At 35.3% G+C, this 24,989-nt stretch carries 21 protein-coding genes; 17 read left to right on the top strand and 4 right to left on the bottom strand.

Annotated features, from left to right (window positions below; translation table 11 throughout):
- Positions 1 to 113 precede the first annotated feature (113 nt).
- Complete coding sequence (tuf, locus tag DWZ63_RS11650) at positions 114 to 1,301, top strand: elongation factor Tu (RefSeq protein WP_022015424.1); 1,188 nt, start codon at positions 114 to 116, stop codon at positions 1,299 to 1,301.
- Between the two features lie 237 nt (positions 1,302 to 1,538).
- Here the strand turns inward: tuf and DWZ63_RS11645 are convergent, their stop codons facing one another.
- Complete coding sequence (locus DWZ63_RS11645) at positions 1,539 to 3,635, bottom strand: hypothetical protein (RefSeq protein ID WP_118499987.1); 2,097 nt, start codon at positions 3,633 to 3,635, stop codon at positions 1,539 to 1,541.
- A gap of 553 nt (positions 3,636 to 4,188) precedes the next feature.
- On the opposite strand from DWZ63_RS11645, the gene DWZ63_RS16140 reads away from it, so the two are divergent.
- From DWZ63_RS16140 to DWZ63_RS11595, 10 genes are all read left to right on the top strand, one after another.
- Positions 4,189 to 4,311, top strand: a complete 123-nt coding sequence (locus DWZ63_RS16140) for a hypothetical protein (RefSeq protein WP_279217378.1) — start codon at positions 4,189 to 4,191, stop codon at positions 4,309 to 4,311.
- A 15-nt stretch (positions 4,312 to 4,326) separates the two neighbouring features.
- Positions 4,327 to 4,908: a LytTR family DNA-binding domain-containing protein gene (locus DWZ63_RS11635; RefSeq protein WP_118499985.1), complete on the top strand. Its 582-nt coding sequence runs from the start codon at positions 4,327 to 4,329 to the stop codon at positions 4,906 to 4,908.
- A 52-nt stretch (positions 4,909 to 4,960) separates the two neighbouring features.
- Positions 4,961 to 5,146 carry a GHKL domain-containing protein gene (locus DWZ63_RS11630; protein ID WP_118499984.1) on the top strand — a complete coding sequence of 62 codons (186 nt, stop codon included), beginning with the start codon at positions 4,961 to 4,963 and terminating at the stop codon, positions 5,144 to 5,146.
- Positions 5,147 to 5,245: 99 nt separating this feature from the next.
- Positions 5,246 to 6,106: a DUF2705 family protein gene (locus DWZ63_RS11625; RefSeq protein WP_182431511.1), complete on the top strand. Its 861-nt coding sequence runs from the start codon at positions 5,246 to 5,248 to the stop codon at positions 6,104 to 6,106.
- Positions 6,096 to 6,791, top strand: a complete 696-nt coding sequence (locus tag DWZ63_RS11620) for a hypothetical protein (RefSeq protein WP_055944160.1) — start codon at positions 6,096 to 6,098, stop codon at positions 6,789 to 6,791. Before DWZ63_RS11625 ends, DWZ63_RS11620 begins: the two co-directional genes overlap by 11 nt.
- Positions 6,792 to 6,821: 30 nt before the next feature.
- Positions 6,822 to 7,460 (top strand): ATP-binding cassette domain-containing protein, encoded by a 639-nt coding sequence (locus DWZ63_RS11615; RefSeq protein ID WP_118499982.1) that lies wholly within the window; start codon positions 6,822 to 6,824, stop codon positions 7,458 to 7,460.
- Between the two features lie 349 nt (positions 7,461 to 7,809).
- Complete coding sequence (locus DWZ63_RS11610) at positions 7,810 to 8,508, top strand: response regulator transcription factor (protein WP_118499981.1); 699 nt, start codon at positions 7,810 to 7,812, stop codon at positions 8,506 to 8,508.
- Positions 8,509 to 8,608: 100 nt separating this feature from the next.
- Entirely contained in the window at positions 8,609 to 11,077 is a 2,469-nt protein-coding gene (locus DWZ63_RS11605) for a HAMP domain-containing sensor histidine kinase (protein ID WP_118499980.1), read from the top strand.
- A 1-nt stretch (position 11,078) separates the two neighbouring features.
- Positions 11,079 to 12,065 (top strand): adenosine deaminase, encoded by a 987-nt coding sequence (gene add, locus DWZ63_RS11600; protein WP_118499979.1) that lies wholly within the window; start codon positions 11,079 to 11,081, stop codon positions 12,063 to 12,065.
- Between the two features lie 234 nt (positions 12,066 to 12,299).
- Positions 12,300 to 13,622, top strand: coding sequence for an SH3 domain-containing C40 family peptidase (locus DWZ63_RS11595; protein ID WP_118499978.1), 1,323 nt, complete (start codon positions 12,300 to 12,302; stop codon positions 13,620 to 13,622).
- Positions 13,623 to 13,905: 283 nt separating this feature from the next.
- Here DWZ63_RS11595 and DWZ63_RS11590 read toward each other — a convergent pair whose 3' ends face one another.
- On the bottom strand, positions 13,906 to 14,424 hold the full coding sequence (locus DWZ63_RS11590) for an ECF transporter S component (RefSeq protein WP_055944149.1): 519 nt from the start codon (positions 14,422 to 14,424) through the stop codon (positions 13,906 to 13,908).
- Between the two features lie 387 nt (positions 14,425 to 14,811).
- On the opposite strand from DWZ63_RS11590, the gene DWZ63_RS11585 reads away from it, so the two are divergent.
- The 5 genes from DWZ63_RS11585 to DWZ63_RS11565 all read left to right on the top strand — a co-directional run bounded on the left by DWZ63_RS11585 (position 14,812) and on the right by DWZ63_RS11565 (position 20,894).
- Entirely contained in the window at positions 14,812 to 15,444 is a 633-nt protein-coding gene (locus tag DWZ63_RS11585) for a phosphoribosylanthranilate isomerase (protein ID WP_118499977.1), read from the top strand.
- Between the two features lie 16 nt (positions 15,445 to 15,460).
- Positions 15,461 to 16,717 carry an extracellular solute-binding protein gene (locus DWZ63_RS11580; protein ID WP_055944143.1) on the top strand — a complete coding sequence of 419 codons (1,257 nt, stop codon included), beginning with the start codon at positions 15,461 to 15,463 and terminating at the stop codon, positions 16,715 to 16,717.
- Positions 16,718 to 16,765: 48 nt separating this feature from the next.
- Positions 16,766 to 18,496, top strand: coding sequence for a methyl-accepting chemotaxis protein (locus DWZ63_RS11575; RefSeq protein WP_182431510.1), 1,731 nt, complete (start codon positions 16,766 to 16,768; stop codon positions 18,494 to 18,496).
- Between the two features lie 12 nt (positions 18,497 to 18,508).
- Positions 18,509 to 19,807: a M18 family aminopeptidase gene (locus DWZ63_RS11570; protein WP_118499975.1), complete on the top strand. Its 1,299-nt coding sequence runs from the start codon at positions 18,509 to 18,511 to the stop codon at positions 19,805 to 19,807.
- A 211-nt stretch (positions 19,808 to 20,018) separates the two neighbouring features.
- The gene (locus DWZ63_RS11565; protein WP_055944134.1) at positions 20,019 to 20,894 is read left to right on the top strand and encodes a phosphoribosylaminoimidazolesuccinocarboxamide synthase; all 876 of its coding nucleotides are present in this window, start codon (positions 20,019 to 20,021) and stop codon (positions 20,892 to 20,894) included.
- Positions 20,895 to 21,012: 118 nt separating this feature from the next.
- Here DWZ63_RS11565 and DWZ63_RS11560 read toward each other — a convergent pair whose 3' ends face one another.
- Positions 21,013 to 21,972, bottom strand: coding sequence for a hypothetical protein (locus tag DWZ63_RS11560; protein ID WP_118499974.1), 960 nt, complete (start codon positions 21,970 to 21,972; stop codon positions 21,013 to 21,015).
- A 45-nt stretch (positions 21,973 to 22,017) separates the two neighbouring features.
- Entirely contained in the window at positions 22,018 to 23,085 is a 1,068-nt protein-coding gene (locus DWZ63_RS11555) for a GntR family transcriptional regulator (RefSeq protein WP_118500018.1), read from the bottom strand.
- A 619-nt stretch (positions 23,086 to 23,704) separates the two neighbouring features.
- Between DWZ63_RS11555 and DWZ63_RS11550 the strand changes: the two genes are divergently transcribed.
- Positions 23,705 to 24,790, top strand: coding sequence for an ABC transporter substrate-binding protein (locus DWZ63_RS11550; RefSeq protein ID WP_330672355.1), 1,086 nt, complete (start codon positions 23,705 to 23,707; stop codon positions 24,788 to 24,790).
- Positions 24,791 to 24,989: the final 199 nt, after the last annotated feature.

Here is a 24,989-nt window from a genome sequence, read left to right as displayed (position 1 = left end):
TGAAAAATATATTGATTTGCAATATAATACTTTTTATAGTGTTATAATAACGCGAAAATCGAAAATGAAAATTAGTTAGGCAAAGCCTATGAATTTAAGGAGGACAATTAAAAATGGCTAAAGAAAAGTTTGAAAGAACTAAACCTCATTGTAACATTGGTACTATCGGTCACGTAGATCATGGTAAGACAACACTTACTGCTGCTATCACAAAGACACTTGCAGCTAGAGTTGCTGGTAACGCAGCAGTAGATTTCGAGAACATTGATAAGGCTCCAGAAGAGAGAGAAAGAGGTATCACAATCTCTACAGCTCATGTTGAGTATGAGACAGAAAAGAGACATTACGCTCATGTTGACTGCCCAGGTCATGCTGATTATGTAAAGAACATGATCACAGGTGCTGCTCAGATGGACGGTGCTATCCTTGTTGTTGCTGCTACTGACGGTGTTATGGCTCAGACAAAAGAGCATATCTTACTTTCTCGTCAGGTAAACGTTCCTTATATCGTAGTATTCCTTAACAAGTGCGATATGGTTGACGATCCTGAACTTATCGAGTTAGTAGAGATGGAAGTAACAGAAGCTCTTGAAGAGTACGGATTTGAAGATTGTCCAATCATCAAAGGTTCAGCTCTTAAAGCTCTTGAAGATCCTAACAGCGAGTGGGGAGACAAGATTATGGAACTCATGGACACAGTTGATGAGTACATCCCTAACCCAGAGCGTGATACAGATAAGCCATTCCTTATGCCAGTAGAGGATGTATTCACAATCACAGGTCGTGGTACAGTTGCTACAGGTAGAGTAGAGCGTGGTACACTTCACCTCAACGACGAACTTGAAATCCTTGGTGTTAAGGAAGAAGTTGGTAAGACAGTTGTAACAGGTATCGAAATGTTCCGTAAGATGCTTGACGAAGCACAGGCTGGTGATAACATCGGTGCACTTCTTCGTGGTATCAACAGAGATCAGATCGTTCGTGGACAGGTTCTTGCTAAGCCAGGTACAGTAACTTGCCATAAGAAATTTACAGCTCAGGTTTATGTTCTTACAAAGGACGAAGGTGGACGTCATACTCCATTCTTCAACAACTATCGTCCACAGTTCTACTTCAGAACAACAGACGTAACAGGTGTTTGTGAGTTACCTGCAGGTACAGAAATGTGTATGCCTGGTGATAATGTAGAGATGACAATCGAGCTCATCCATCCAGTAGCTATGGAGCAGGGTCTTAACTTCGCTATCCGTGAAGGTGGACGTACAGTAGGTTCTGGAAAGGTTGCTACAATCGTAGAGTAATCTTATATTACAGCATCAAATTAGAGTTTTATATAGAGAACAGCCTTGTTGTGCGTTGCATGACAAGGCTGTTTTTTTAATAAAAAAGCTACTGAGGATAGCCAATCAGTATGATGTGGTATGTGTTGATACACTAGACAAAGTATGAAGTACAACAAAAAGCCCATAAAATAAGGCTTTTTGTTAATATAATATATATAATTGAATGAAAATGTCAATATATTTCTTAAGTTAAGATTATCCGAACTTTCGCATATTGCTCAGATCAGAAAAATCAATCATTTTGATTTCTTCGATGTCTCCGGTTGAACCCATTGGGCAAACGGCATAGTTTTGAGTCTCATTTCCTATAGTAAGCTTTACCACATAATGCCATATGGACCATGATGGAGAGCCAACCGGATAATCACCAAAGCAATAATGAATATCATCAAATTCACCTACTAATTCAGCGAACTCACCGAGAATTGCCGGTGATGTGCTAGAGTCCCAACGGTAAGTTACAAAAAATGGTTGAATAGGATCTGCTGCCAGAGAGACTACATCATTGTTATACCTGGTTAAATATTTAAAACGGCCTGGTTCTTTGAGGTAGGCACTTATAGCATCCATCTTTTCAAAAGGAGTCATATCAGCAGTTGTAGTTCTGTTAATAATGTCAATCATCCATGCGTTTTTTGCCTGTTCATAATCCAGAACATTTAATGTCACTGTATTTGCAACCGTATAACCTGATAATGAATATTCCCTGAATTCTACAGTGTAGGTTCCTGCTTCGGAAAAATGCATATATCCGATATAACCGCCTTTTACTTTATCAAATAAAGTAGTTTCTGAGTCATTGTCTTCTAAAGGAATATCTCTATAGAAACGAGATATTCCACTTCTGTATGCACTAATCCGAGAGTCATTTCCATTAAAAATCCAGGAAAAAGAGTTAGGATCCGGATTGTCTGTCTTTATAAAAAGAGGTTTGGAACAATCGGTGTAAATATCTGCCTTCTGTTTGTCAAGACCATAAATTTCATATGTATATTTAGCTGGTGTAGTTCCTTTTTTGTCGTATGTAGGCAGATCAGCTTTGCGGATTTCACTCCATGGTCCAACTATTTTTACATTGTTGTGGATGGTGTATGAACGAACTTTAATATAATAGCTGTAACCTGTATCTAAAGAAGAGAAACACACATTTCCTGCACCATCAACCACATTAACAGCTTGTGAAACCTGAATGCTATACTTAAATTGGTTGTTGTAGGATAGATAACCTTCATAACCAATATATGAATCAGATTGAGAAAGAGTTCCACGGCAGTGTACATCCATCCATCCATCCCCATAATCTATCGATTTAATCGTTGGGACCGGAAGAGCACTGTCAACAGTTTCAGATGTAGCTGTATAAGATGTCTGGGTATGTGGATCATCAAGTTTTTGAGTTACTGAAACTGTGGATGTTAATTTTTGTCCATAAATGTCTGTGATAGTGATCACACATTCTCCAGGTTCAAGTGTTTTTAACAAACAGCTGTTGCCATTAATAGATTCATCTGTAGAATATGCTACTGTTGGATTAGAAATATCAATATTTTTGATATTGTTGGATACCTGGATATTATAGGGATTCCCATTTTCCAATGTAACATTTTCGGCACCATATTTGAATGTTAATTTCGGAATCGGTACGGATGTGGGCGTAGGCGTTGCAACTTGGTGGGTGCTGTTTGTTGTGCAATGGCCTGTAGAAGACCATTTAGAATAGTATTTTTTTCCTTTAACGGTCATATAAGTGCGGATTTTCAGATAATATGTAGTTCTGGCACAGAGATCATTAAGAAAAATTGTGTTGTTTTTGTTACCTTTGACTGTTATAGTTTTTGCATTTTTTAGTTTGGAATTAGTGGCATAGCACAGCTGATAACCTCTGGTTTGGGTAGTTTGCCTTTTTATTATTACAGTTGCAGTTGATATTTTGGCATAGATATTCATTATCTGGGCTTTTGGTGGTAAAATGATAAACTGTTTTTGGGCAGTACCGGTATAAATGCCTTTTCCAATAATCTGAACCGTGTAAGTTCCTACTTTTTTGCAGCCTTTAGAGTAATTTATAATATAGTTTTTCTTTTCCTTTAAGACTTTTCTATTATAAGTTACTCTTATTTTAGGACGCTGTACCTTTTTATTATAGGTAAGCTTTATGGCTGATAATTTAATCCTGGTATTTTTTAAATTTATTTTTGTAGCAGCAGATACCTGGCTTGAACTGCAAAAAAGAAGCAGTAAAATGATGAGACAGAGGTGAATCTGCCAGTGTAGATGATAATTTTTTTTCATAGTTATAATCCGCCTTTCTGCGAAAGCCACCAATGCGTCATGAAACACCTTGGCTGATTTTCGCTTTTCTTCCTTTACGAAAGGGTTGAACGAGTTGTGTGACTGGCTTGCTAAATACAACAGCAACGATGTCTGCATGGAATCTAGCGGCAAAATATCAACAGGTCAGTACACTAGAGCACAGCAGTCATTTCTAATCGTTTTTTTCTCATCATCTGCAAATCGAATATGCAGCCGGACAGAGTTAGACAGCTGTACGATTTCCTTTACAGTGCTATTATAATTTGACTAATCAGGGGTGTCAAGCAATGCAGGAAGAAATATGGTTTAGTGCCGGGGCAGCAGGATTTTGATATTCCTGCCTACTCGATTAATAAAAACATTATCACGGTTTTTATTGGATAATATAGAATTAATATGGTATAATATTTACATTGAAGAAAAATTACACTATACATATATTCAGGTGTCGTAGATAAAGCAGACAACCGAAAAACTTTATGCGTTAGTATAAGATGTGTATATGAGTCATTGTGTAGAAATGAGGATAAAAATGTATATAAAAATTGCGATATGTGATGATATAAATGAAATGTGTGTTTGTATTGAAAATAAAGTTGAGGGTATTTTAAAAAATAAAAGCATAGGATATGAAATTGACATTTTTAATTCATGAGAAGAACTATGCCGTATGCTTGATGAAATAAGGTATGACCTTATATTTTTGGATATTGAGTTTCCTAAAATGGATGGGATAGAAATAGGTAAATACATAAGGGAAATAAAAAAAGATAATATTACACAGATAGTATATGTATCGGGAAGAAAAAAGTATGCAATGGAACTGTTCCAGGTAAGACCTATTGACTTTATAGTAAAACCTTTAGAAGACAAGCAATTAGAAAGAGTAATAGATATTTATATAGACATAATGGGAGGAATGAAAAATTTTTTTGAGTATAGGAAGAGCTATTCACATAAAAAAGTAGAATTGTACAAGATAATGTATTTTATAAGAGATAACAGAAAAGTAACAGTGGTTACTTCAGAGGAAAAAGATGCATTTTATGAATCACTGGAAAAGGTGTATGAAAGAGTAAAACGATATGATTTCTTATTTATACACAAATCATATCTAATAAATTACAGATACATTGAAACTATTAGATATGACAGTGTTACAATGACAGATGGGACAGAGTTCTCGATAAGTCAATCTAGGAGAAAAGAAATAAGGAAAAGGTATATGGAAATAATGTCAAGTCAAATATGAAAAAATGAGCCAAAGAAAATGTGAGTAATGGTAAGAGCAGACATTAAAGAATATAAAAAATTCTTATAATGGAGAATTGAATTATAAAAATGGCAGGATAATTACAAAGAAACAGGATAAGGGTATGCGTGGTATCGGTTTAAGGAGTGTGAAGGCAACAGTAGAAAAGCATACTGAGACAGTGGATATAGAGCACAATGATACGGATTTTTTTATGAAAATAATGATGTACCTTTAAATTTCGACAAAAGCACTACTATTTTGTACATAAGTCGAAAAATGTGAAAATTTTGTGTTAGTATATATTTACTAAAAGAAAGATGGAGGAAATATAAAAGTGTTAAAGAAAGAGATAATAGGAATTTTGAAAGATAAGCGTACATTTTTGATTATTTTGCTTGTTTTAATAATACCAATAATTGACTTGTCTGTAGAATATAAACAGATGAATGTTGCATATGCAAGAAAACATGAAAAAGAAATAATTGCCAGAGATTTAATGATGAAAAAAGAATGTGAAAAAGATGGGTCAAAATATTTTACTAATTGGATAAGTCATCCGGCAAATGCATCATTTTTAGCGAGAAATACACAAGGGCATGCATCACAGATGCTGTTATTATGGTTACTTCCGTTTTTTGTATTAAATATGATAAGTGACAGATATATTTCGGAGGAAAAAAGAGGATATGTAAATATTTTATTGTCTAGGGGATCAAAAAAGAAATATTATATGACAAAATATATTTCATCATTTTTAATACCGTTTTGTGTGTTGGCAATCAGTTTGCTGGTGAATTTTATTTTAAGTCAAATTGTTTTTAGGGGAGGATACAGCTTTTTAGGAATAGAAACATTATTTGAGGATAAAAATGAGTTGTGGTTTAGGTTAGAGGGAAAATACCCTAATCAGATGTATTTGTTATATATCTTTGTTACATCAGTTTTAGCCGGAATGTGTGGAATGATAACTCAGTCATTAGCATTTATAAGCAAAAGATATACTATCACATATATTTTGGGATTTTTTATATGGATGTGGCTTCAGACAACACCGTATAATCTTACATATGCCACACAGCCGTTTATAGAGTATGGTTTTGAGGATTTTATAAAATCAGTAATGCTTTATGTCGGTGTAGGTTTGGGAATAAGTTTAATTACATTTATATTTAAGGTGAAACAGGATGAATTATAGAAGTGTTGCGTATGGATATCTGGGTGTATTGATAGTATTTGCGGGATTTTGGTATGAACAGGAAAACTATCTGATACATACAGAAAAAAAAGAAGAATTATTTAAGATGATAGTCGGAACTCAAGGCGGTTATGGACATTATATGTATATTGCACTTATATACATGGCATTATTTCTGATGTTTGTTTTTAAAGAGGTTGATCCTTTTTTGACATCATCGGTATCACGGATAGGTCGGCGAGCCGCTATGAAAAGATGTTTTTTAAATATGCTTGCATTAAGTGCAGGTTTTACATTTATATATGTTTTGGTACAGCTTGTCGGAGTAAGTGTTTTTGTAGATATGGATATTCTTATAAGTAAGCATTTTTATCAGAACATGATATTTTATTATATCGCGGTATTTATTATTTTTAGCTTTGGGGGAGTCTGTTATCTGTTGTTTTATGTTATCACAAGGTTAAAGATAGTATCATTGTTAATGGCGGTGGCTGTCAATCTGTATATGGTTTATTATCTTAAGATTGACAATCTGTATTTTGGATTAACGGTGATAGATACAATGTCACTTGGAGGAAGCGTACAAGCTGTGATATGGTTCTCAAAAAGGGTGAGAGATATTGCGATAACAACAGGTATATATATGCTTGCAGATGTCGTTTATGAAAAGAGGGATATTGTCTGAAAGTATGCAGATGAAAGGGAGGAAAAGCAGATGGTAGTCGATGTAAGAAATTATACAAAAAAATTAAAGGGCAGAAATGTTCTTGATGGTGTTTCATATAAGTTTGAAGGTGGTAATATATATGGTCTTTATGGCAGGAATGGTTCAGGAAAGACAATGCTCATGCGTGCTATAGCAGGTCTTATATTTCCGACAGATGGAAGAGTGTTGATAGACGGCAGGATATTACATAAAGAAATAAGTTTTCCAAATGATATGGGGGTAATAATAGAAAACATGGAGCTTATGCCACAATATGATGCTTTTGATAATCTGAAAATCTTATCAAAGGTAAGAAAGACGGCAACGGACGAAGATATAAACGAGGCACTTGAAAAAGTAGGACTTCATGATGTCAGAAAGAAGAAAGTGAAAACATATTCATTAGGAATGAAACAAAAACTTGCCATAGCACAGGCAATATTTGAGCATCCAAAACTTTTACTTCTTGATGAGCCGACAAATGCACTGGATGAAGAAAGTATAGGGAATGTAAGAAAACTGTTATTGGAGTTAAAAGAAAAAGGAGTATTAATTATAATAGCGAGTCATAACAAAGAAGATATTGAACTTCTGTCAGATGTAAAAATACATATGGTTGATGGATGTATAAAAGATGAAAAAAGGTAAAATTTGATAATTAAATAATAATCATTGACGGTTTAGTGCCGGGGCAGCAGGCTTTTAATAGGTTTGCTGTCTTTTTGTTATCTTAAAGTGGTTAATGGATTTACAAGATGAACAAAAAGGTTGCTAAATAATTATCATAGGGATAAAATAATAAGTGCAAAAGAATAGAGGTTTTTATAAATAATATTTTAAACAAATCTTAAACATTTTCCAGCTTTTTTCTTAATAATTTTTTTGAGATAATATGAATGTACCGGAGATAAATGTTTTTGATGTTTGTTGTTGCTGCACCATTTGGATAAGCAGTAATTGATATTTTGCAAAATAAAAAACAGGAGCGTATAAAGAAATGTATAATATAGTTATTTGCGATGATGAAAAGGATATAGTGGACGCCATAGCAATTTATCTTACAAGTCAGGGTTATAATATTTTTAAAGCGTATAATGGGAAAGAAGCAGTCGAGCTTGTAGGGAGTATGAAAGTTCACCTGGTTGTGATGGACATTATGATGCCTGTCATGGATGGTATTTCAGCTATGAGCAAGATTAGGGAAAATTCAAATATCCCTGTTATTTTACTGACGGCAAAGAGTGAGGATACGGACAAGATACTTGGACTTAATGTCGGAGCAGATGACTATGTTACAAAACCTTTTAATCCGGTAGAGCTTATAGCAAGGGTGAAGGCTCAGCTTAGGCGTTATATGACATTAGGTGGCGGAGAGGTAGAAAGTAAAAATGATGAGTCTGAGTTTGTTCTGGGTGGGATAGAACTTAATGACTCGTCAAAGAAAGTCTTTGTGGACGGTGAGGAAAAAGAACTTACTCCGACTGAATTTGAGATACTTAAACTATTTTTAAAACAGCCGGGGAAAGTTATCCCACCAAAGGAAATATACAGAAAAGTATGGAATGACGCACCTATCGGGAGTGAAGGTACGGTTGCGGTACATATCAGACATTTAAGGGAAAAAATAGAGATAAATCCGTCAGAGCCACGATATTTAAAAGTAGTGTGGGGACAGGGATATAAATGTGAGATTTAGAGATATAGTTTGATTATAAGGCTGCTTATGGATTGGCGGGTTATGTGTAAAAAGTCTTATAAGATGTTGTATGGGAAGATAAGGGAGGGCAGGAATCTTTATGAAGAAAGATATTTTTGCTAAGAGGAAAATCAACAGAAGAATTTTAAGGGCATTTTTTAATGTAGTTCAAGCTGTATCGCTGGCTGTTTTTATTGTGATGGGGACAGTTTATCTTGTAGGCATCGGGCAATATGGTTTTGGACAAAGCAGCATAAAAAGTGAGATAAAAAGCAGGGTGAACAGTATGACAAAGATAGCCGGGCGATATGCTGCACTTATGCAAAATAAAGAAGCTTTAAAAAAGATGAATTATGTTAATAAATTAAGTGAGATGTCAAGATTAAAGAAAAAATATTTTAGTGATAAAAATTCAAATTTTATGTTTTTATATGACGGATATGTAGGAAGCATCAAATACAATATGACAAAAGAAGTTATGAACGGATATTGTGTTGATATGTCTGAACAGACAAATAGATATATAATAAATGATTATGGGGATTTTAAATTTAAATTTGACGGCAAAAAACTTTATAATGATGCAATTAAATATACTTATGAATTGGGGGTGTCAGGCGGAGAGTATATACCTAAGTACAAGAATACAATAATAAATAAATTAAAAAAGTTATACCCATATGACAGAATAAGCATAAAGTTTCAAATTTACAATGGAAATCTTATATGCAGAGTTTTGTATGACAGTGTTTATGCAGAGGATGTTTGTGATCGTGGAGAAGTGAAAAATGATGTTGAGGGGGCTGAGGTTGAAAATGATTGGAAAGGAACAGATTTTGCAACATATTTTGGAAAAAACAGTGAGGATATTTTTATAGGAGAATTTAGGGAAGCAGTGTTACTGGGATGTTATGGCAGAAGTGTAAATGCATATGAGATAGCGAATGGAAAATTTAAAATAGGTTCCTGTAGTGTCTATAGAAAAAATAGATTTTATTATGTTAAAGCAACGCAGTATCATGTAAAAACAAGCGATTATAGTATTGAGGGAAATATACGCAGTCAATTAAAGACAGGGGATAGTTTTTATTATATTTTTTGGTATAAAGAGCATGAGCATTTTATTTCATTTATGACATATTTTTCTGGGATTCTGCTTATTATATCGTCAATATTTATCGCATTTTTTGCAAATGCTGAACAAAATGAAGAGGGTAAGGTAAGGAGATTTTACAGAATGCCTGCAGATATCTTAGTCGTTGTACTTATTGCAGCAATAGCGGCAGGTTTTAGTTTATTTGTAAGCAGTGAAATAGACATAGAAAAAATAAAGAGTATTTTAAAATATGGCATTTCAAATATTATAATCGGAGGTCTAATCGCAGGCACTATCGCAGGAATCTTTATCACTTTGTTTTATACTGTTTTTTGTGCCCAGGTAAAGGCAGGCATACTTATTGATAATATGTTTATAACGAGGGTGATACTTAGTTTTGCAAAGATAATAAAAGCAGTCTTATCAATGGTAAAATTGAGTGTTATAGTATTTGGGGTATATTGGGTGGCTGGTATTACAGAAGGTGTTCTCACTGTTGTCAGTGGTTCAGAGATTGCATTTTTAACGGTACTTATATCAAAAATATTAGGAACCATTATTATAGCGAGGGTAATTAGGGATATTTCTAAATTACATATGGGTATAGAACAAATGTCAACCGGCGGTGTTGATGGAAAGATAAATACAAAGGGAATGATGCTTCCAATTAAAATGGAGGCAGATTCTCTCAATAATATCAGCGATGGAATGAAAAAAGCTGTAGAGTCGCAGATGAAAAGTGAGAGAATGAAAACGGAGCTTATAACAAATGTTTCACACGATATAAAAACTCCTGTTACGGCGATAATAAGTTATGTAGACCTTTTAAAAAAAGAGGATTTGCAAAACAAAACAGCGGCAGGATATATAGATGTGTTAGACAGGCAGTCATTGAGACTTAAAAATCTTATATATGACCTGCTTGATTTGTCAAAATCATCAACAGGTAATGTCGAGGTGAATATGGAAAAACTTGGGATTGCGGTATTTATTGAGCAAAGTCTCGGAGAATATATATCTAAATTTGAAAAGAAAAATCTCATGCCTATAGTTAATTTTAGAATGGATGATGAGGTTAAAAACGAGCTTGAGATAAATGCGGATGGCAGGCATCTGTCGAGGGTTTTTGATAATATATTCCAAAATATAAACAAATACGCAATGCCTGATACAAGGGTTTATATTGATGTGGAGCTATCAGAAAAAGAGCAGGACAGCGAAACAAAAATATTGTCAGATAAAGTGCTTATAACCGTAAAAAATATGTCTGAAACGCCGCTTAACCTCTCAGGTGATGAACTTATGGAGAGATTTGTGAGAGGTGATAAGTCAAGAAATACGGAGGGAAGTGGACTTGGACTTTCAATAGCACAAAATCTCATGCAGCTTCAAAATGGAAATCTTGAGGTGTTTGTAGATGGGGATTTGTTTAAAGTTGTGGTTACGCTTAGCAGGGTAAAGGAGGAAAAGTAGTGTGAAAAATGTAAACTTAGATAATATAGGACTTGTTGACCTTCATCTTCATCTGGATGGCTCATTATCTCTTGAGACGGTTAAAGAGCTCATGTGTATGCAGGGGATTAAAAATGAGAATACGGATGAAGAACTTTTAAAAAGGCTGCAGGTGTCACATGAGTGCAAAGATCTCAATGAATATCTTGAAAAATTTGAATATCCGCTGACGCTTTTACAGACTGGAGAGGCTCTGAGTTTTGCCGTATATAAACTTATGGAGGAACTTAAAAGTAAAGGAATTATATATGCAGAGATAAGATTTGCACCGCAGCTTCATACGAAAAAAGGGATGTCACAGAAAATGGCAGTTGAAGCCGCTGTCCGTGGTCTAAACCGGTCATCTTTGGATGCGTGTCTTATTTTGTGCTGTATGCGTGGAAATGATAATCATGCTGAAAATATGGAAACTGTTGAGACAGCCGAAAAATATCTTGGCAAAGGGGTTGTTGCGATAGACCTGGCAGGAGCAGAGGGACTTTTTCCTACAAAAGATTTTAGGGATATATTTGAACTTGCTCGCGAAAAACATATTCCATTTACAATACACGCAGGAGAAGCAGATAATCCTACAAGTGTAGAATATGCCCTTGAATTTGGAGCAAAAAGGATAGGTCATGGTGTGCGTTCAGTGGAAAATGCGGATACATTGAAGAAACTTTCATACGGTGGTATCACTTTAGAACTATGTCCGACCAGCAATCTCAATACAAACATATATGAAAATATCAATGAATATCCTATTAAAAAGCTTATGGATGCAGGTGTTAAAGTTACGATAAATACGGACAATATGATGGTATCCGGAACAGACATAAAAAAAGAACTTACCATGCTTGCAGATACTTTTGGATTTGATGAAGATGATATAATAGATTTTGAGAGAAATGCCATAATGGCAGCTTTTACTTCTGCATCACATAAAGAAAAACTTTTACGACTGCTGTAGATTAAAACTGTTTTTTCTTTGGAACTAAAGTTGTATAATTTTTATAATGATTGAAAATAATATAATCAAAGTAAATGTAAAAAAACACAATTTTGACAAAAAATAACAAAAATAATTTAGAAAAACATAAAAAATACACAATTGTTTTGTTGACATACAAAGATTACGGTGCTATACTTTTTAACATATTGTAATAGTTTTGTAATAAAAGTGAAGAGAGGTTTTAGAATTAAAATGAACAGAACACATTGGGTAAAAACAGCGGCTGGTTTAGGGGCAGCCTGTTTTATTACAATAGGTATGGGTTTTTCGGGAACAGATGCATCGGCTATGACAAATGCCGGTGTTTTAGATAATTATTATGATGCCGGTGTGTCAGTTGGTGCGGGTACATCATCTGACAGCACGGTATTAGGTATGGCAGGTGCAGATAATGCACAGGTAAATGTGACAGCGGCTACACAGGCAGCGATAAGCACGGGTGCGGCAGTGAGCACGGGTGCAGCAGTCGGCACACAGGCAGCGATAAGCACAGGCACAGCAGTAAGTACATCTCAGGCAGTGACAATGCAGTCTGGTACAGAAAAGACTTCAAAGGAAGATGCTTTGGCAAAAAAAGCTGCTAATAAAGAAAAGGCTGAAAAGAAGAAAAAGGCACTTGATAAAAAGTGGAAGAATACAGCCGTGGCAGTTTCAAAGGATGATGTTATAAATATAAGAAAGTCTCCATCAGGAAACGGTAAAAAGATTGCGAAAATGGAAAATGGAGATGCAGTTAATATTATCGGAAATTCTAAAGACGGCAACTGGGTTAAGGTTAAGTCAGGCAAAGCAAAGGGTTATGTGTGGAAAAAGTCACTCGTTAAGGGTGGTGTAAAAGTTGAAAAACTAGCGGATAAATATGCGACAACTTATGCGGAGTTAAAAGATAGCGTTGATGTTCTTAACCTGAGAAAAAAGAAAAGTTTATCAGCATCTATCGTAACACAGCTTAAAGATGACGATGTATGCACCGTTATAAAAGAAGGTGAAAAGTGGCTTAAAGTCAGGGTAAATGGACGCAAAGGCTATGTTGCCAGGAAATATACCGACACTTACCGTAAGTTTGACACAGCGACAATATTAGATACAAAGAAAAAACAGGCGGCTTCAGAGGATGCGGCAGAGGAGACATTAAGTTTTTCAAAATCAGACGAAAAGCTTGGAAATCAGATAGTAAACTATGCACTTAAATTTGTTGGAAACCCATATGTTTGGGGAGGCACAAGTCTGACAAAGGGTGCAGACTGCTCAGGATTTGTTATGAGCGTATATCAGAAGTTTGGATATAGTCTGCCGCACAGTTCGGCAAGTCAGGCAAATTGTGGAAAGAAAGTTGATATAAAAGATCTTCAGCCCGGTGACCTTGTATTTTATCGTCATGGCAGCAGAATAGGTCATGTCGTTATGTATATAGGTGACGGAAAGGCAGTTGAGGCTATGGGTAAGAAGTGGGGAATCGTAAAATCAAACCTTAATTATTCCAGAGCATATTGTGCAAGACGCATCATAAGATGAACTCTGACGAGTTCATCTTAGAAGATTTGTGCTTCGCACAAACTTCACTATCGAAGTTTAAGACGAGTTTATCTTAGAAGATTTGTGCTTTGTACAAACTTCACTATCGAAGTTTAAGACGAGTTCATCTTAGAAGATTTGTGCTTCGCACAAACTTCACTATCGAAGTTTAAGACGAGTTTATCTTAGAAGATAAATTTCTTATTAAAAAACATCATTTACAACATACCGTAATGGTAATCGTAAATGATGTTTTTGATTGTATTAAATTTCTGTTATATTCTTAACGCTCGTTATATAAGAGTGGCTTGAGTGCAGGGTTGAGTAACGGATAGAGAATACTTGCGATTATAAGACCGCTTACACCCTGAATGATGTTTGACGGTATGCTTGCAGCGGCTCCTATTCCGTACATTGGCAGTTCACAGATGAAATATCCGCCTGCTACTAAAATGATATCAGCAACACCACCGAATGCTACGGCTAAATGTTTTGAATGATTGTTTGCTGCAGCTTTCTGGAAAATATAGCCGGCTATAAATGCAATGAGTCCTTTTATAACAAAAGTTATAGGTACATATACGAAATAACCACCGATGAAATCAGAGAGTGCTGAACCAATACCGCCTGCGAAAAGTCCGTAGACAGGTCCTAAGAATACTCCGGATAAGATTACGATTGCATCACCGGGGTGAATATATCCACCTGTTCCTGGTGTGGGAATACGGATTATTGATGTTGCAACGCATGATAAGGCGGCAAATAAAGCTGCCATAACCAGATTTTTAAGCGATTTATTCATTTTTTCCTCTTTTCTGCAATGCTTTAAGCTTTTGTGTAGTAGAGATTTAAGATTAGCATTGCGAATCTAAAACCTAAAAAATCATAATATAATTTTTGTGGTTTCTAAAGGGTCAGATTTAAAAAAAATAAAAATATCAGATTATCTATAGTAATAGTTAATGCATTGATTGTAATCTTCATAAAATCAAAACTGTTCTCTAAAGAAAATTATCAAGTTGAATTATAAATGAAAGGCTGAACTGTTTAATTATAAATATACTGTTTTTGTTAATAAAAATTGCTTTTATTGGTAAAATCGGGTATAATTTTATTAAATTAACATATCGTTCACTTTAAATTATCTATATAATATAGATAAATATGAGTTTTTAGGGGGAGTATTGTTTTGAAAGATAATAGAGCTGTTTTGGTAAAAGTTTGTGGCCTTACAGATACAGTAGAAGCAGACTATCTAAATAAAAACAAGGTTGATTTTGCCGGATTTGTTTTGTTTTTTCCAAAGAGCAAAAGAAATATAAGTATAGAAAAAGCGGAACAGATAATGGCAGAACTTGATGAAAATATAAAAAAGGTAGCTGTTATTGTATCACCGGATGAAAGCGAGATACAGCAGATAAATGGGTCAGGATTTGACTATGTCCAGATACATGGTGAGATTAAAGACAGGCTGTTGGAACAAATAAGCAAACCGGTTTTTAAGGCATTTAATATAAAGGACATAAAAAATATACACAAATATCAAAATAATGCCAAAATAGTGGGTTATGTGTTCGATGCAGCAGTTCCCGGAAGTGGAAAAGTTTTTGACTGGAGTATTCTTAATGACATAAAGCGTGATGCCAAAACTTTTATACTTGCCGGAGGTTTAAATGATTCAAATGTTAGAGAAGCTGTAAAACTGGTTAATCCGGATGTGGTTGATGTATCTTCAGGTGTTGAATATGACAGTGGCAGCGGCAAAGATCCGGAAAAGATTAAACAATTCATCAGGCTGCTTGAAATAAATAATAAGATTTAGCAGGAGGAAATATTTTATGAGAAAAAAAATATTAGCTGGAATGCTTGCAGCATTGATGGCTGTTAGTATGCTTACAGGATGTTCGGGCAGACCGGACAATGCAAAGAACAATAGTGCAGCAGATGACAGTAAGAAAAAAACTGAAAAGGTTGAATTAACTGTATGGGCAGGAGCAGAGGACAGGGAGTATTTAAAGAAAGTAGCAGACAACTTTATAAAAGAACACAGTTCAGAAGCGGATATTTCCATTATACATAAAGATATGGTCGAGGGTGAGTGCAGATCAAATCTTCTTGGAAATGTACTTAAAGGTGCAGATGTATATACAACTACGGATGGTGATATAAGTGCGATAGCAGCAGGCGGAGCCGCTGACCCGGTTAAAAATGCAGATACTGTAAAAAATGAAAATCTTGCATCAGCAGTAAAGGCAGTTACAGTCAATAATACCATATATGGATATCCTATAACTGCAGATAATGGATATTTTTTGTATTATAATAAGAAATATTTAAAAGCCTCTGATGTAAAAAGTCTTGACAGGATATTGTCTATTGCGGCAAAAAATAATAAAAAATTTGCAATGGATTGGACATCAGGCTGGTATCTTTATGCGTTTTATGGTCAGACCGGACTTAAGGTTAAATTAAATAAAGATGGAGTTACAAATTCATGTAACTGGAATTCAACGCAAAATCAAATTAAAGGAACGGATGTTGCTAATTCACTTATAAGAATTGGAAAAAACAAGGGATTTGAAAATACAACCGACTGGCTTACCGGTATAAAGAAAGGCAAAGTTATTGCGTGTGTCAGCGGTATCTGGGATGAAGCGGCTATAAAGAAGATGTATGGTAAAAATTATGCAGCGGCAATGCTTCCTGCATACAACTGTAACGGAAAAAAAGTACAGATGTCTACATATTTTGGGTATAAGATGCTTGGTGTAAATCCATATTCAAAAAATAAAGAGTGGGCACATAAGCTTGCACAATACATATCAAATGAGGATAATCAGAAGCTGAGATTTGAGATGAGAGGACAGGGACCTTCAAATATAAAGGCAGGTAAGGCGGATGAGATAAAAAAATCCCAGGCAGTTCAGGCGATACTTGCACAGCAGACATATTCAGAATTGCAAAGACTTGGGGGAAATTTCTGGACGCCTTCCTCAAATCTTGGAAAAGCATTAGCAAACAATTCAATAAGTGGAAATCTTCAAAATTATCTTGATAAGATTGTAAAACAGATAAATGCATCGACTGTACAATAAGCAAATATGGATGCGTTTTGCAGCGTGAAAAAAAGGAGGAATTGTTTTATGAAAAGTAAAATTAGGTCAAGTATCAGATTCTGGGTATATCTTCCTATTATAATACTGGGATTGATAGCAGTTATATCCAATATTGCATCTGAACACAATATAAGACAGGTTAATAAAAAAGCAACAGTTATATCGGATACATATCTTGTAGGTATTACAGAACTATCCGATATTGAGGCGATTGCAAAGGATATTCATGCAGCCGGATTGTCGCACATTGTTGCAACGGATTCAAATTCTATGATAAACTATGTTAAAATTATAAATACAAAAAAAACACAGCTTGATAAGAAGATAAATGAATTGAAAAAATATTCAACAGGTCAGGAAAGTGTATATAATAATATAGTTAAAAAATATACTGTATTTAAGGATTCGATATCTACAATGATAGCACTCAGTGCAGACACTAAAAATGAAGCTGCCTTTGCTATAGCAAACGGCAAACTAAAAGATTCTTCAGAGGCAATGTATTCCGGGATAAACAGGATGATAGAAAATGCAAAGAAGTCATCTCAGGAAGCTAAAACTACATTGCAAAAAGGTTATATGTCAGCATTGGTGACAAGTATTGTCAGTATTACAATATGTGTTGTTGCATTTTTGTTTGCAGCAGTTGTTGTACAGAGGAAGATAATATCACCTATTGTTAAGAGTAAAAAAGAAATTGATGATATTATCAATGATATAGATGAAAGAAAAGGTGACCTTACAAAGAGGATTACAGTACAGTCTGATGATGAGATTTCAGCTCTTGGAATGGGTATCAATACTTTTATAGAGAGATTGCAGGGCATACTTGGTATGGTTTCGGGAAGTTCAAAAAATATGGATAAGATTGCAGGTGAGGTTTCAGAGAGAGTACACCGTTCTAATAATAGTGTGTCAGACCTTTCATCACTTACGGAAGAACTTGCTGCAACGATGACACAGATAGGAAGTGACACAGCAAGGATTAATGATAATGCAGCATCAGTAAATCAGGATGTTATTGTTATTGCTGACAGATCTTCAGAGATAAACAACTATTCAGTTGAAATGAAAGAGCACGCTGAAAATATGGAAAAAATGGCTCAGACAAATATGGATGTGACAAAAGAAAAAGTAGAACTTATATTGTCAGAACTTAATAAAGCTATAGAAGACAGCAAGAGTATTGACAAGATAAATGATTTGACGGGAGATATTTTGAATATTGCTCAACAGACAAATCTGCTTGCACTCAATGCATCGATAGAGGCAGCCAGAGCAGGAGAAGTCGGAAGAGGATTTGCAGTGGTTGCACACGAGATAGGTGATCTTGCTGATGCGAGCAGAAACACCGCAAGTCATATTCAGGAAATAAATACTGTTATAGTTGAAGCTGTACACAGCCTTGCGGGACATTCGCAGGATCTTATAGAGTATCTGAATGAGTCTATCATGGAAGATTTTTCGACATTTGTTAAAGCAGGTACGGAATATCGTGATAATGCTACATATATCGAAGAAGCTATGGGCGAATTTAACAAAAAAACGGAGACGCTTAAAGATACGGTGGAACAGATAGCAACAGCTATTGATTCAATAAGTAATGCTATTGACGAAGGTGCACAGGGAGTAAATGGAACAGCAGACAGTGTTCAGGATCTTGCTGCCGACATAGAGATTATTTCAAATGAAATGAATGAAAATCAGGCGATAGCTGAAGATCTGAAAAAAGAAACTGAGATTTTTGTCAGGCTTTAGGAGGAAAGCACAGTGGATAATAAAACAGCGGATGAGCTAAAAAGACGCATTGAGTCATCGGTATCACCTTTTCATACAGTATTGTATGTTATGAAAGAACTTGACGAAGCAGGCTTTGAAAGGCTTTTTCTTGATAGAAAATGGAAGCTTAAAAAAGGCGGAAAGTATTATGTAAATGTCTACGATTCTACTATTGCCGCTTTTTGTGTCGGAGAAAACTGGCAGGGTGAAAATTTCAGATTTGCGGCGGCACATTCAGATTTTCCATGTCTTAAAGTAAAGCCTGACTGTCAGATGGAATCAAATGGTTACATAAAGATGAATGTTGAAGTTTATGGAGGTGCAATTTTAAATACCTGGCTTGACAGACCGTTATCTGCAGCGGGCAGGGTTATAATAAAGACGGATGACATTATGAAGCCGGAAGTCAGATTCGTAGATTTCAAACAACCATTGTTTATTATTCCAAATCTTGCCATTCATATGAACCGCGAGATAAACAAAGGAGTGGAGTTAAACAGACAGAAAGATATGATTCCGGTTATGGCTTTGTCTGAAACGACAGATATAAAAGATACAAAAAATATCTGGGAGACATACCTTGCGGATAAGACTGGAGTTGGAGCTGAAAATATTCTTGACTATGATATGTTTTTATATCCTGTTGAGACACCATGTGTTCTCGGCTTAAACGGAGAGTTATTTTCAGCAGGAAGACTTGATAATATGACATCAGTTCAGGCTTGTGTGAAAGGCATAAAAAGCAATGTACCGGATGATGGGTTCAACATGGTTGTGATATATGACAGCGAAGAAGTTGGCAGTGGTACAAAACAGGGGGCAGGTTCTGTCATAATAAGGAATATTATAGACAGGATATTTAGAAAATTCGGATATGATGAGGAAACTGCAGAGTTTGCACTGGCAGATGCCGTAGGATTGTCGGTAGATGTAGCACATGGAATACATCCGAACATACCGGAAAAGAATGACCCTACCAACAAACTTTTGCTCAATCATGGATTTGGAATAAAGACTTCGGCAGGAGAACGCTATGCAAGTGATCCGGTTGTCATAGGAATTGTTAAAGGCTTGTGTGACAGATATGATATAAAGTGCCAGAGGTTTGTGAACCGTTCAGACATTCCGGGAGGAAGTACATTAGGTACAATAACGGTTGCAAATATTCCGATGAGGATGCTTGATGTGGGTGTACCTGTTCTTGCGATGCATTCTTCAAGGGAGACTATGGGAATAAATGACCAAATATATCTGGAGAAAATTTTAGAAAAATTTTTCAGTTATGCGTGATAATAGCTGACAGCCTGTTTGATGATTTTGTCTCTTTACAAAGTGGAGTTTGTATTCTAAAATAGAAATAAGTTATTTCTAATGACAAAATGTTTTTAAACATAAGCTGTTGTTGCAAAAACTTATATTTGATAACAGGTTGTTAAGAATAATTAAATCGTTGAAAAGCAATTTTTACAAATAATCACAAAACAAATGGAGGACATACACAATGAAGGAATTTTCACCGATCAAAGAAGGTAAAGTACGCGAGGTTTATGACAATGGCGACAGTCTTATTATTGTTGCTACAGACAGAATATCAGCATTTGATGTTATCTTGAAGAATAAAGTGACAAAAAAGGGCGCAATACTTACACAGATGTCAAAGTTTTGGTTTGATTTCACAAAGGACATTCTTCCAAACCATATGATTTCAGTTGATGTAAAAGATATGCCTGAGTTTTTCCAGAACGAAAAATATGACGGAAACAGCATGATGTGCAAGAAACTCGATATGCTTCCTATAGAGTGTATTGTTCGTGGATATATTACGGGAAGTGGCTGGGAGAGTTACAAAGAAAATGGTACGGTATGCGGTATCAAGCTTCCTGAGGGTCTTGTAGAGTCAGATAAACTTCCTGAGCCTATCTATACACCGACAACAAAGGCAGACCTTGGAGACCATGATGAGCATATTACATTTGAGCAGTCAGTAGAAATACTTGAAAAGCTTTATCCCGGAAAAGGTGCAGATTATGCAAAACAGATTAAGGATTGCACTATCAGCCTTTATAAGAAATGTGCAGATTATGCGGCAGAAAAAGGTATCATCATAGCTGATACAAAATTTGAGTTTGGTCTTGATGAGAACGGAAATGTAGTTCTCGGTGATGAGATGCTCACACCTGACAGTTCAAGATTCTGGCCGGTAGAGGGTTATAAGCCGGGACAGGGACAGCCATCATTTGACAAGCAGTTTGTAAGGGACTGGCTTAAGAAAAATCCTGACAGCGATTATAAGCTTCCTGACGAGGTTGTTGAAAAGACAGTTGACAAGTACAAAGAAGCATATCTTCTTCTTACCGGAAAAGAGTTTGATAAATAAGTATATCAGAAGATTCTTTAAAACACATAATAAAAATAACGGTTCACATCTTGATTTTAAGTGTGAACCGTTATTTTGTTTAAAGTATAGGAAAATGCCCGTAAAGTAGTGGGATGTTTTATTCAGAAATATGGTTTAAAACCCAGTCACCGTACCAGAAATTATCATTATGTACTTTTATGGAAGTATATTTGATATTTATATGTTTTTCAAGTTTGTTTTTGGGGTCATAACGATATTCGTCAGTTTTTAGACCTTTTTTGTTGTATTTATATTTTGTGATTGAAACAGGTTTTTTACATTTTTTATTGTCGTAGTTTGTAATTGAAATGAGCTGTCCTTTTTTATTGTAACCGTATTTATATATATAATATATCTTACCTTCTTTTGAAGAATATTTTTCAAATATAATCCTGCCTTTGTGATATTTGTATCTTACATATGATGATGCATTTCCTTTTACTGAATAGTTAGTCTGCTGGATAAGATTACCTTTTTGGTCATATGTATATCCGGATTTGCCCGACTCTTTTGTTCCGTTTGAATATCCGGTTTTTGTATCGATTTGTTTATTGTCATTGTAAGTATAATCGTATTTATACAATTCTTCATCGGTTGGGGAATAATGGTGTTCGCATTTTAACATACCATTGTCAAAAAGTATCATTTTATAATAATCTGATTTTGCACCTTTTGCGTTAAAACTTGAAAAAGAAGTGAGATTGTCGTTAGCATCAATTTCGGCTTTGTATGTGATGCCGAGTCCCTCTTTATCATAGCCTTCAATTTTTTTTAACTTGTTGTTTTCGTAATCAAAATTATAATAATGGTCGAGTGTATTTTTTTCATTATATACATTATAACTTTTTACTGTATAAACTTTCTTTGCGGGTACATCTGATACCGGTGAAGAAGTGTCTGGTGCGGGAGTGGCTGTCTCAGATTTTTTATCTGAAACTTTTGCCGTTGTATCTTTTTGAGAGTTATCTGAATTGCCGCATCCTGCGAGTAATGCAACAGACAGGGTACAGGAAACAGAAAGTGCCGTGATTTTCTTTATAATATTATTTTTTATCATAATAAGTGTTCTCCATTTCTGTAGTAGTATTTGCTTTTTTGGGTTTTAACTTGTTTCTTTTTCAACCAGTGTCCATGAGACGCTTTCGGAGAGGACTTCCTTTTTGTCTATAAGATTTAGAAGCTGCATTGCCGCTTTCTGTCCGACTCTTCTTGTACCGTGTGCAAGAGAGGTTATCTTTATCGGTGACAGGTCGCTTAACTGGCTGTTATCAAAACTGACTACGGCAATATCATTTGGGACATTTATACCATTTTGCATAAGCAGTTGTATGAGATAATAAGCTATCTCGTCATTGTAGCACACAACAGCACTGCATTTTGGAACTACGGTTTTTACAAATCCCTCAAGAAAATTATTTTCATTTCTTAAAAGCCGTTCTCTCGAAACAGTGTCAAACCATAGGATATTGTCATCGGAAAAACGAAGATTTGCTTCGGTAAGAGCTTTTAAATAGCCACTGTATCTGCCGTGTCCCTGAAGGTCATCAATTTTAAAAATTCCCGCAATGTCTGTATGGCCTTTATTTATGAGATAATTGGTAAGCTGGTATCCGCCGCCGATATTATCATCTGTTATGGAAACATGGTCTGATAATGCAGGGTAGTTTCCATATATAAATATGATGGGAATGTCACGCTGTTCAAATTGCTGATAAAGATCAAGATTTGGCGATGGCAGAGCGGTCTTTGACCCTTCCATGATAAGACCGTCAATGTTTAATTGTAAAAGTTTTTGTAAAATCTTTCGTTCCTCGTCAACTCTGTTTTGTGTCGCATACACATAAACAGCATAATTTTTTTTGCTTAGACTGTGCTGTATATCTTTTAACACATTTGGAAAGATATAATCATTTATATAAGTAGTAACGACGGCAACGCTGTTGCTTTTTGGATTTTTCTTTTGCTTTACTATGCGTGAACCACTGCCCTGACGACGCTCTATAAGACCATTGGATACAAGGACGGCAAGAGCGTTTCTGGCAGTCTGTCTGCTGACATTATTACTTGCTGCAATTTCCAGTTCGGTAGGAAGAAAACCGGTTTCATTGTAAAGACCCTGAAAAATATCTTCCTGAAGTTTGTTTGCTATTTTTAAATATTTGGCTGGCATATCTGCCTCCTCCTGTTTAGTGCTTGATGCTCCGGATTGCTTCATTGCTACGCAATTTTCGCGATCCTGCAAACACCTCCATTCTTATTGTCGATGTTTGGTGGGGCAAGCCGGTAGATAGCAATTTGCATATAAACATGCATTGCTATCTGCTTTTGACCCTGACATCATTGTACTACATATTATAGAGTTTTGCAATTTATTTGTATTTTTTATGTGGAAAGAAGAATACAAATAAATAACAAAATATGATATATAAAATTTGAATTTTAAGATTTAATAATCGAGATTGTATTATGTTAGAAAAAGTGTGAGAAATTCATATAAAATGAGTGTAAAAAAATATATTATTTATTCAAAATGCATAAATAGGTTATAACGAAAACGAAAAATGAAAATCAGATAAAATTTAAAAGTGCACAAAATAAAAGTGAAAATATGTGCAAAATAGTGAATATGTATCTTAAAAAACAATGCCAAAAATAATTTGTTATCAAAAAAATGCACAAAAGTGTACAAAAAAGTAAAAAAAGGTTGACTTTTATGTTAATATTGACTAATATATGATATATAAAATAAATCGTTGATAAAAACGATCGAAATAAAGGAGGAGTAAGCTATGAGAATGAAGAAAGTTTTAGTAGCAACACTTACAGCAGCAATGGTATTTTCACTTACAGCGTGCGGATCATCAGGAGAGTCAGCAGGAGGTTCAAGTTCAGGATCAAAAGATGCAAGTTCAAGTTCATCAAAATCAGACGACCTTATCTCTATCGGTTTTGCACAGGTTGGTCATGAGTCAGACTGGCGTACAGCAAGTACAGAGTCTTGTCGTTCAACATTTTCTAAAGAAAATGGATATGATCTTTCATTTGTTGATTGTGACAACAAATCAGCAGACCAGCTTGAGGCAGTCAGAAACTTCGTTGAGCAGGAAGTTGACTACATAATCATTGATCCTATTGTTGAGACCGGTTGGGATACGGTATTAAAAGAAGCAAAAGATGCAGGTATCCCGGTACTCGTTATTGACCGTAACATCAAAGCTGATGAAAGTCTTTACACGGCTTGGGTAGGTTCAGACTTCACAGCAGAGGGTGAGTCAGCAGGTGCTTGGCTTAAAGCATATCTTGAAGCTAAGAAGAAGACAGACAAAGTAAACATTGTAACTATCGCAGGTACAAATGGTTCTTCAGCACAGATTGGTCGTACAAAAGGTTTCAACAAATATGTTAAGGCAAACGGCTGGAATCTTCTTGATGAGCAGGACGGTGACTTCACACAGGATGGTGGTCAGAAGATCATGGAGTCTTATCTTAAGTCATACAAAGATATTGATGTAGTTGTATGCCAGAATGATAACGAAGCATTCGGTGCTATCGATGCATTAAAGGCAGCAGGTAAGACATATGGCAAGGATGGAGACATCATCATTATCTCATTTGATGCTACAAACGCAGGTCTTAAGGATGTAAAAGAAGGCTCTATCAATGCAGACTTTGAGTGTAACCCACTTGCAGCTCCATATGTAGAGGACATCATCAAAAAGATTAAGGACGGTGGAAAACCTGACAGCCAGAAAGTATATGTTGATGAAGCATGCTTCGCTTGTGATGACACAGTTTCATCATTCAAGACAGATGAAGGAAAAGACATTACTATGACGGTTGTTGATGATAAAGTTCTCAAAGAGCGTGCATATTAAAATATGTTTGCGATTTGAATGTGTTGACTATGTAAACAGATGCTTGAACAATACGGTGCAGGTATAGGAACTGATTTAAGCATATAAAACAAAATGTAAGAGAATCCGAACAGCATTCATGACGGTATAATATTACCAGTTTAGACAAAATTAAGGTGCTAAAACCGGATTCTCTTATTATTTTGAAAATATATGAAAA

The organism is Clostridium sp. AF34-13 (assembly GCF_003477845.1).
Lineage (GTDB): Bacteria > Bacillota > Clostridia > Lachnospirales > Lachnospiraceae > Butyribacter > Butyribacter intestini.
Note: the sequence above shows the minus strand (reverse complement) of the source record. Positions and strands in the feature narration are given on the sequence as shown.

Coding starts and splice junctions, on each gene's coding strand:
- DWZ63_RS11560 (WP_118499974.1), bottom strand. CDS start 21,972: ATGATAAAAAATAATATTATAAAGAAAATCACGGCACTTTCTGTTTCC.
- DWZ63_RS11615 (WP_118499982.1), top strand. CDS start 6,822: ATGGTAGTCGATGTAAGAAATTATACAAAAAAATTAAAGGGCAGAAAT.
- DWZ63_RS11575 (WP_182431510.1), top strand. CDS start 16,766: ATGAAAAGTAAAATTAGGTCAAGTATCAGATTCTGGGTATATCTTCCT.
- DWZ63_RS11645 (WP_118499987.1), bottom strand. CDS start 3,635: ATGAAAAAAAATTATCATCTACACTGGCAGATTCACCTCTGTCTCATC.
- DWZ63_RS11605 (WP_118499980.1), top strand. CDS start 8,609: ATGAAGAAAGATATTTTTGCTAAGAGGAAAATCAACAGAAGAATTTTA.
- DWZ63_RS11555 (WP_118500018.1), bottom strand. CDS start 23,085: ATGCCAGCCAAATATTTAAAAATAGCAAACAAACTTCAGGAAGATATT.
- DWZ63_RS11610 (WP_118499981.1), top strand. CDS start 7,810: ATGTATAATATAGTTATTTGCGATGATGAAAAGGATATAGTGGACGCC.
- DWZ63_RS11620 (WP_055944160.1), top strand. CDS start 6,096: ATGAATTATAGAAGTGTTGCGTATGGATATCTGGGTGTATTGATAGTA.
- DWZ63_RS11550 (WP_330672355.1), top strand. CDS start 23,705: ATGAGAATGAAGAAAGTTTTAGTAGCAACACTTACAGCAGCAATGGTA.
- DWZ63_RS11595 (WP_118499978.1), top strand. CDS start 12,300: ATGAACAGAACACATTGGGTAAAAACAGCGGCTGGTTTAGGGGCAGCC.
- DWZ63_RS11565 (WP_055944134.1), top strand. CDS start 20,019: ATGAAGGAATTTTCACCGATCAAAGAAGGTAAAGTACGCGAGGTTTAT.
- tuf (WP_022015424.1), top strand. CDS start 114: ATGGCTAAAGAAAAGTTTGAAAGAACTAAACCTCATTGTAACATTGGT.
- DWZ63_RS16140 (WP_279217378.1), top strand. CDS start 4,189: ATGTATATAAAAATTGCGATATGTGATGATATAAATGAAATGTGTGTT.
- DWZ63_RS11590 (WP_055944149.1), bottom strand. CDS start 14,424: ATGAATAAATCGCTTAAAAATCTGGTTATGGCAGCTTTATTTGCCGCC.
- DWZ63_RS11635 (WP_118499985.1), top strand. CDS start 4,327: ATGCTTGATGAAATAAGGTATGACCTTATATTTTTGGATATTGAGTTT.
- DWZ63_RS11580 (WP_055944143.1), top strand. CDS start 15,461: ATGAGAAAAAAAATATTAGCTGGAATGCTTGCAGCATTGATGGCTGTT.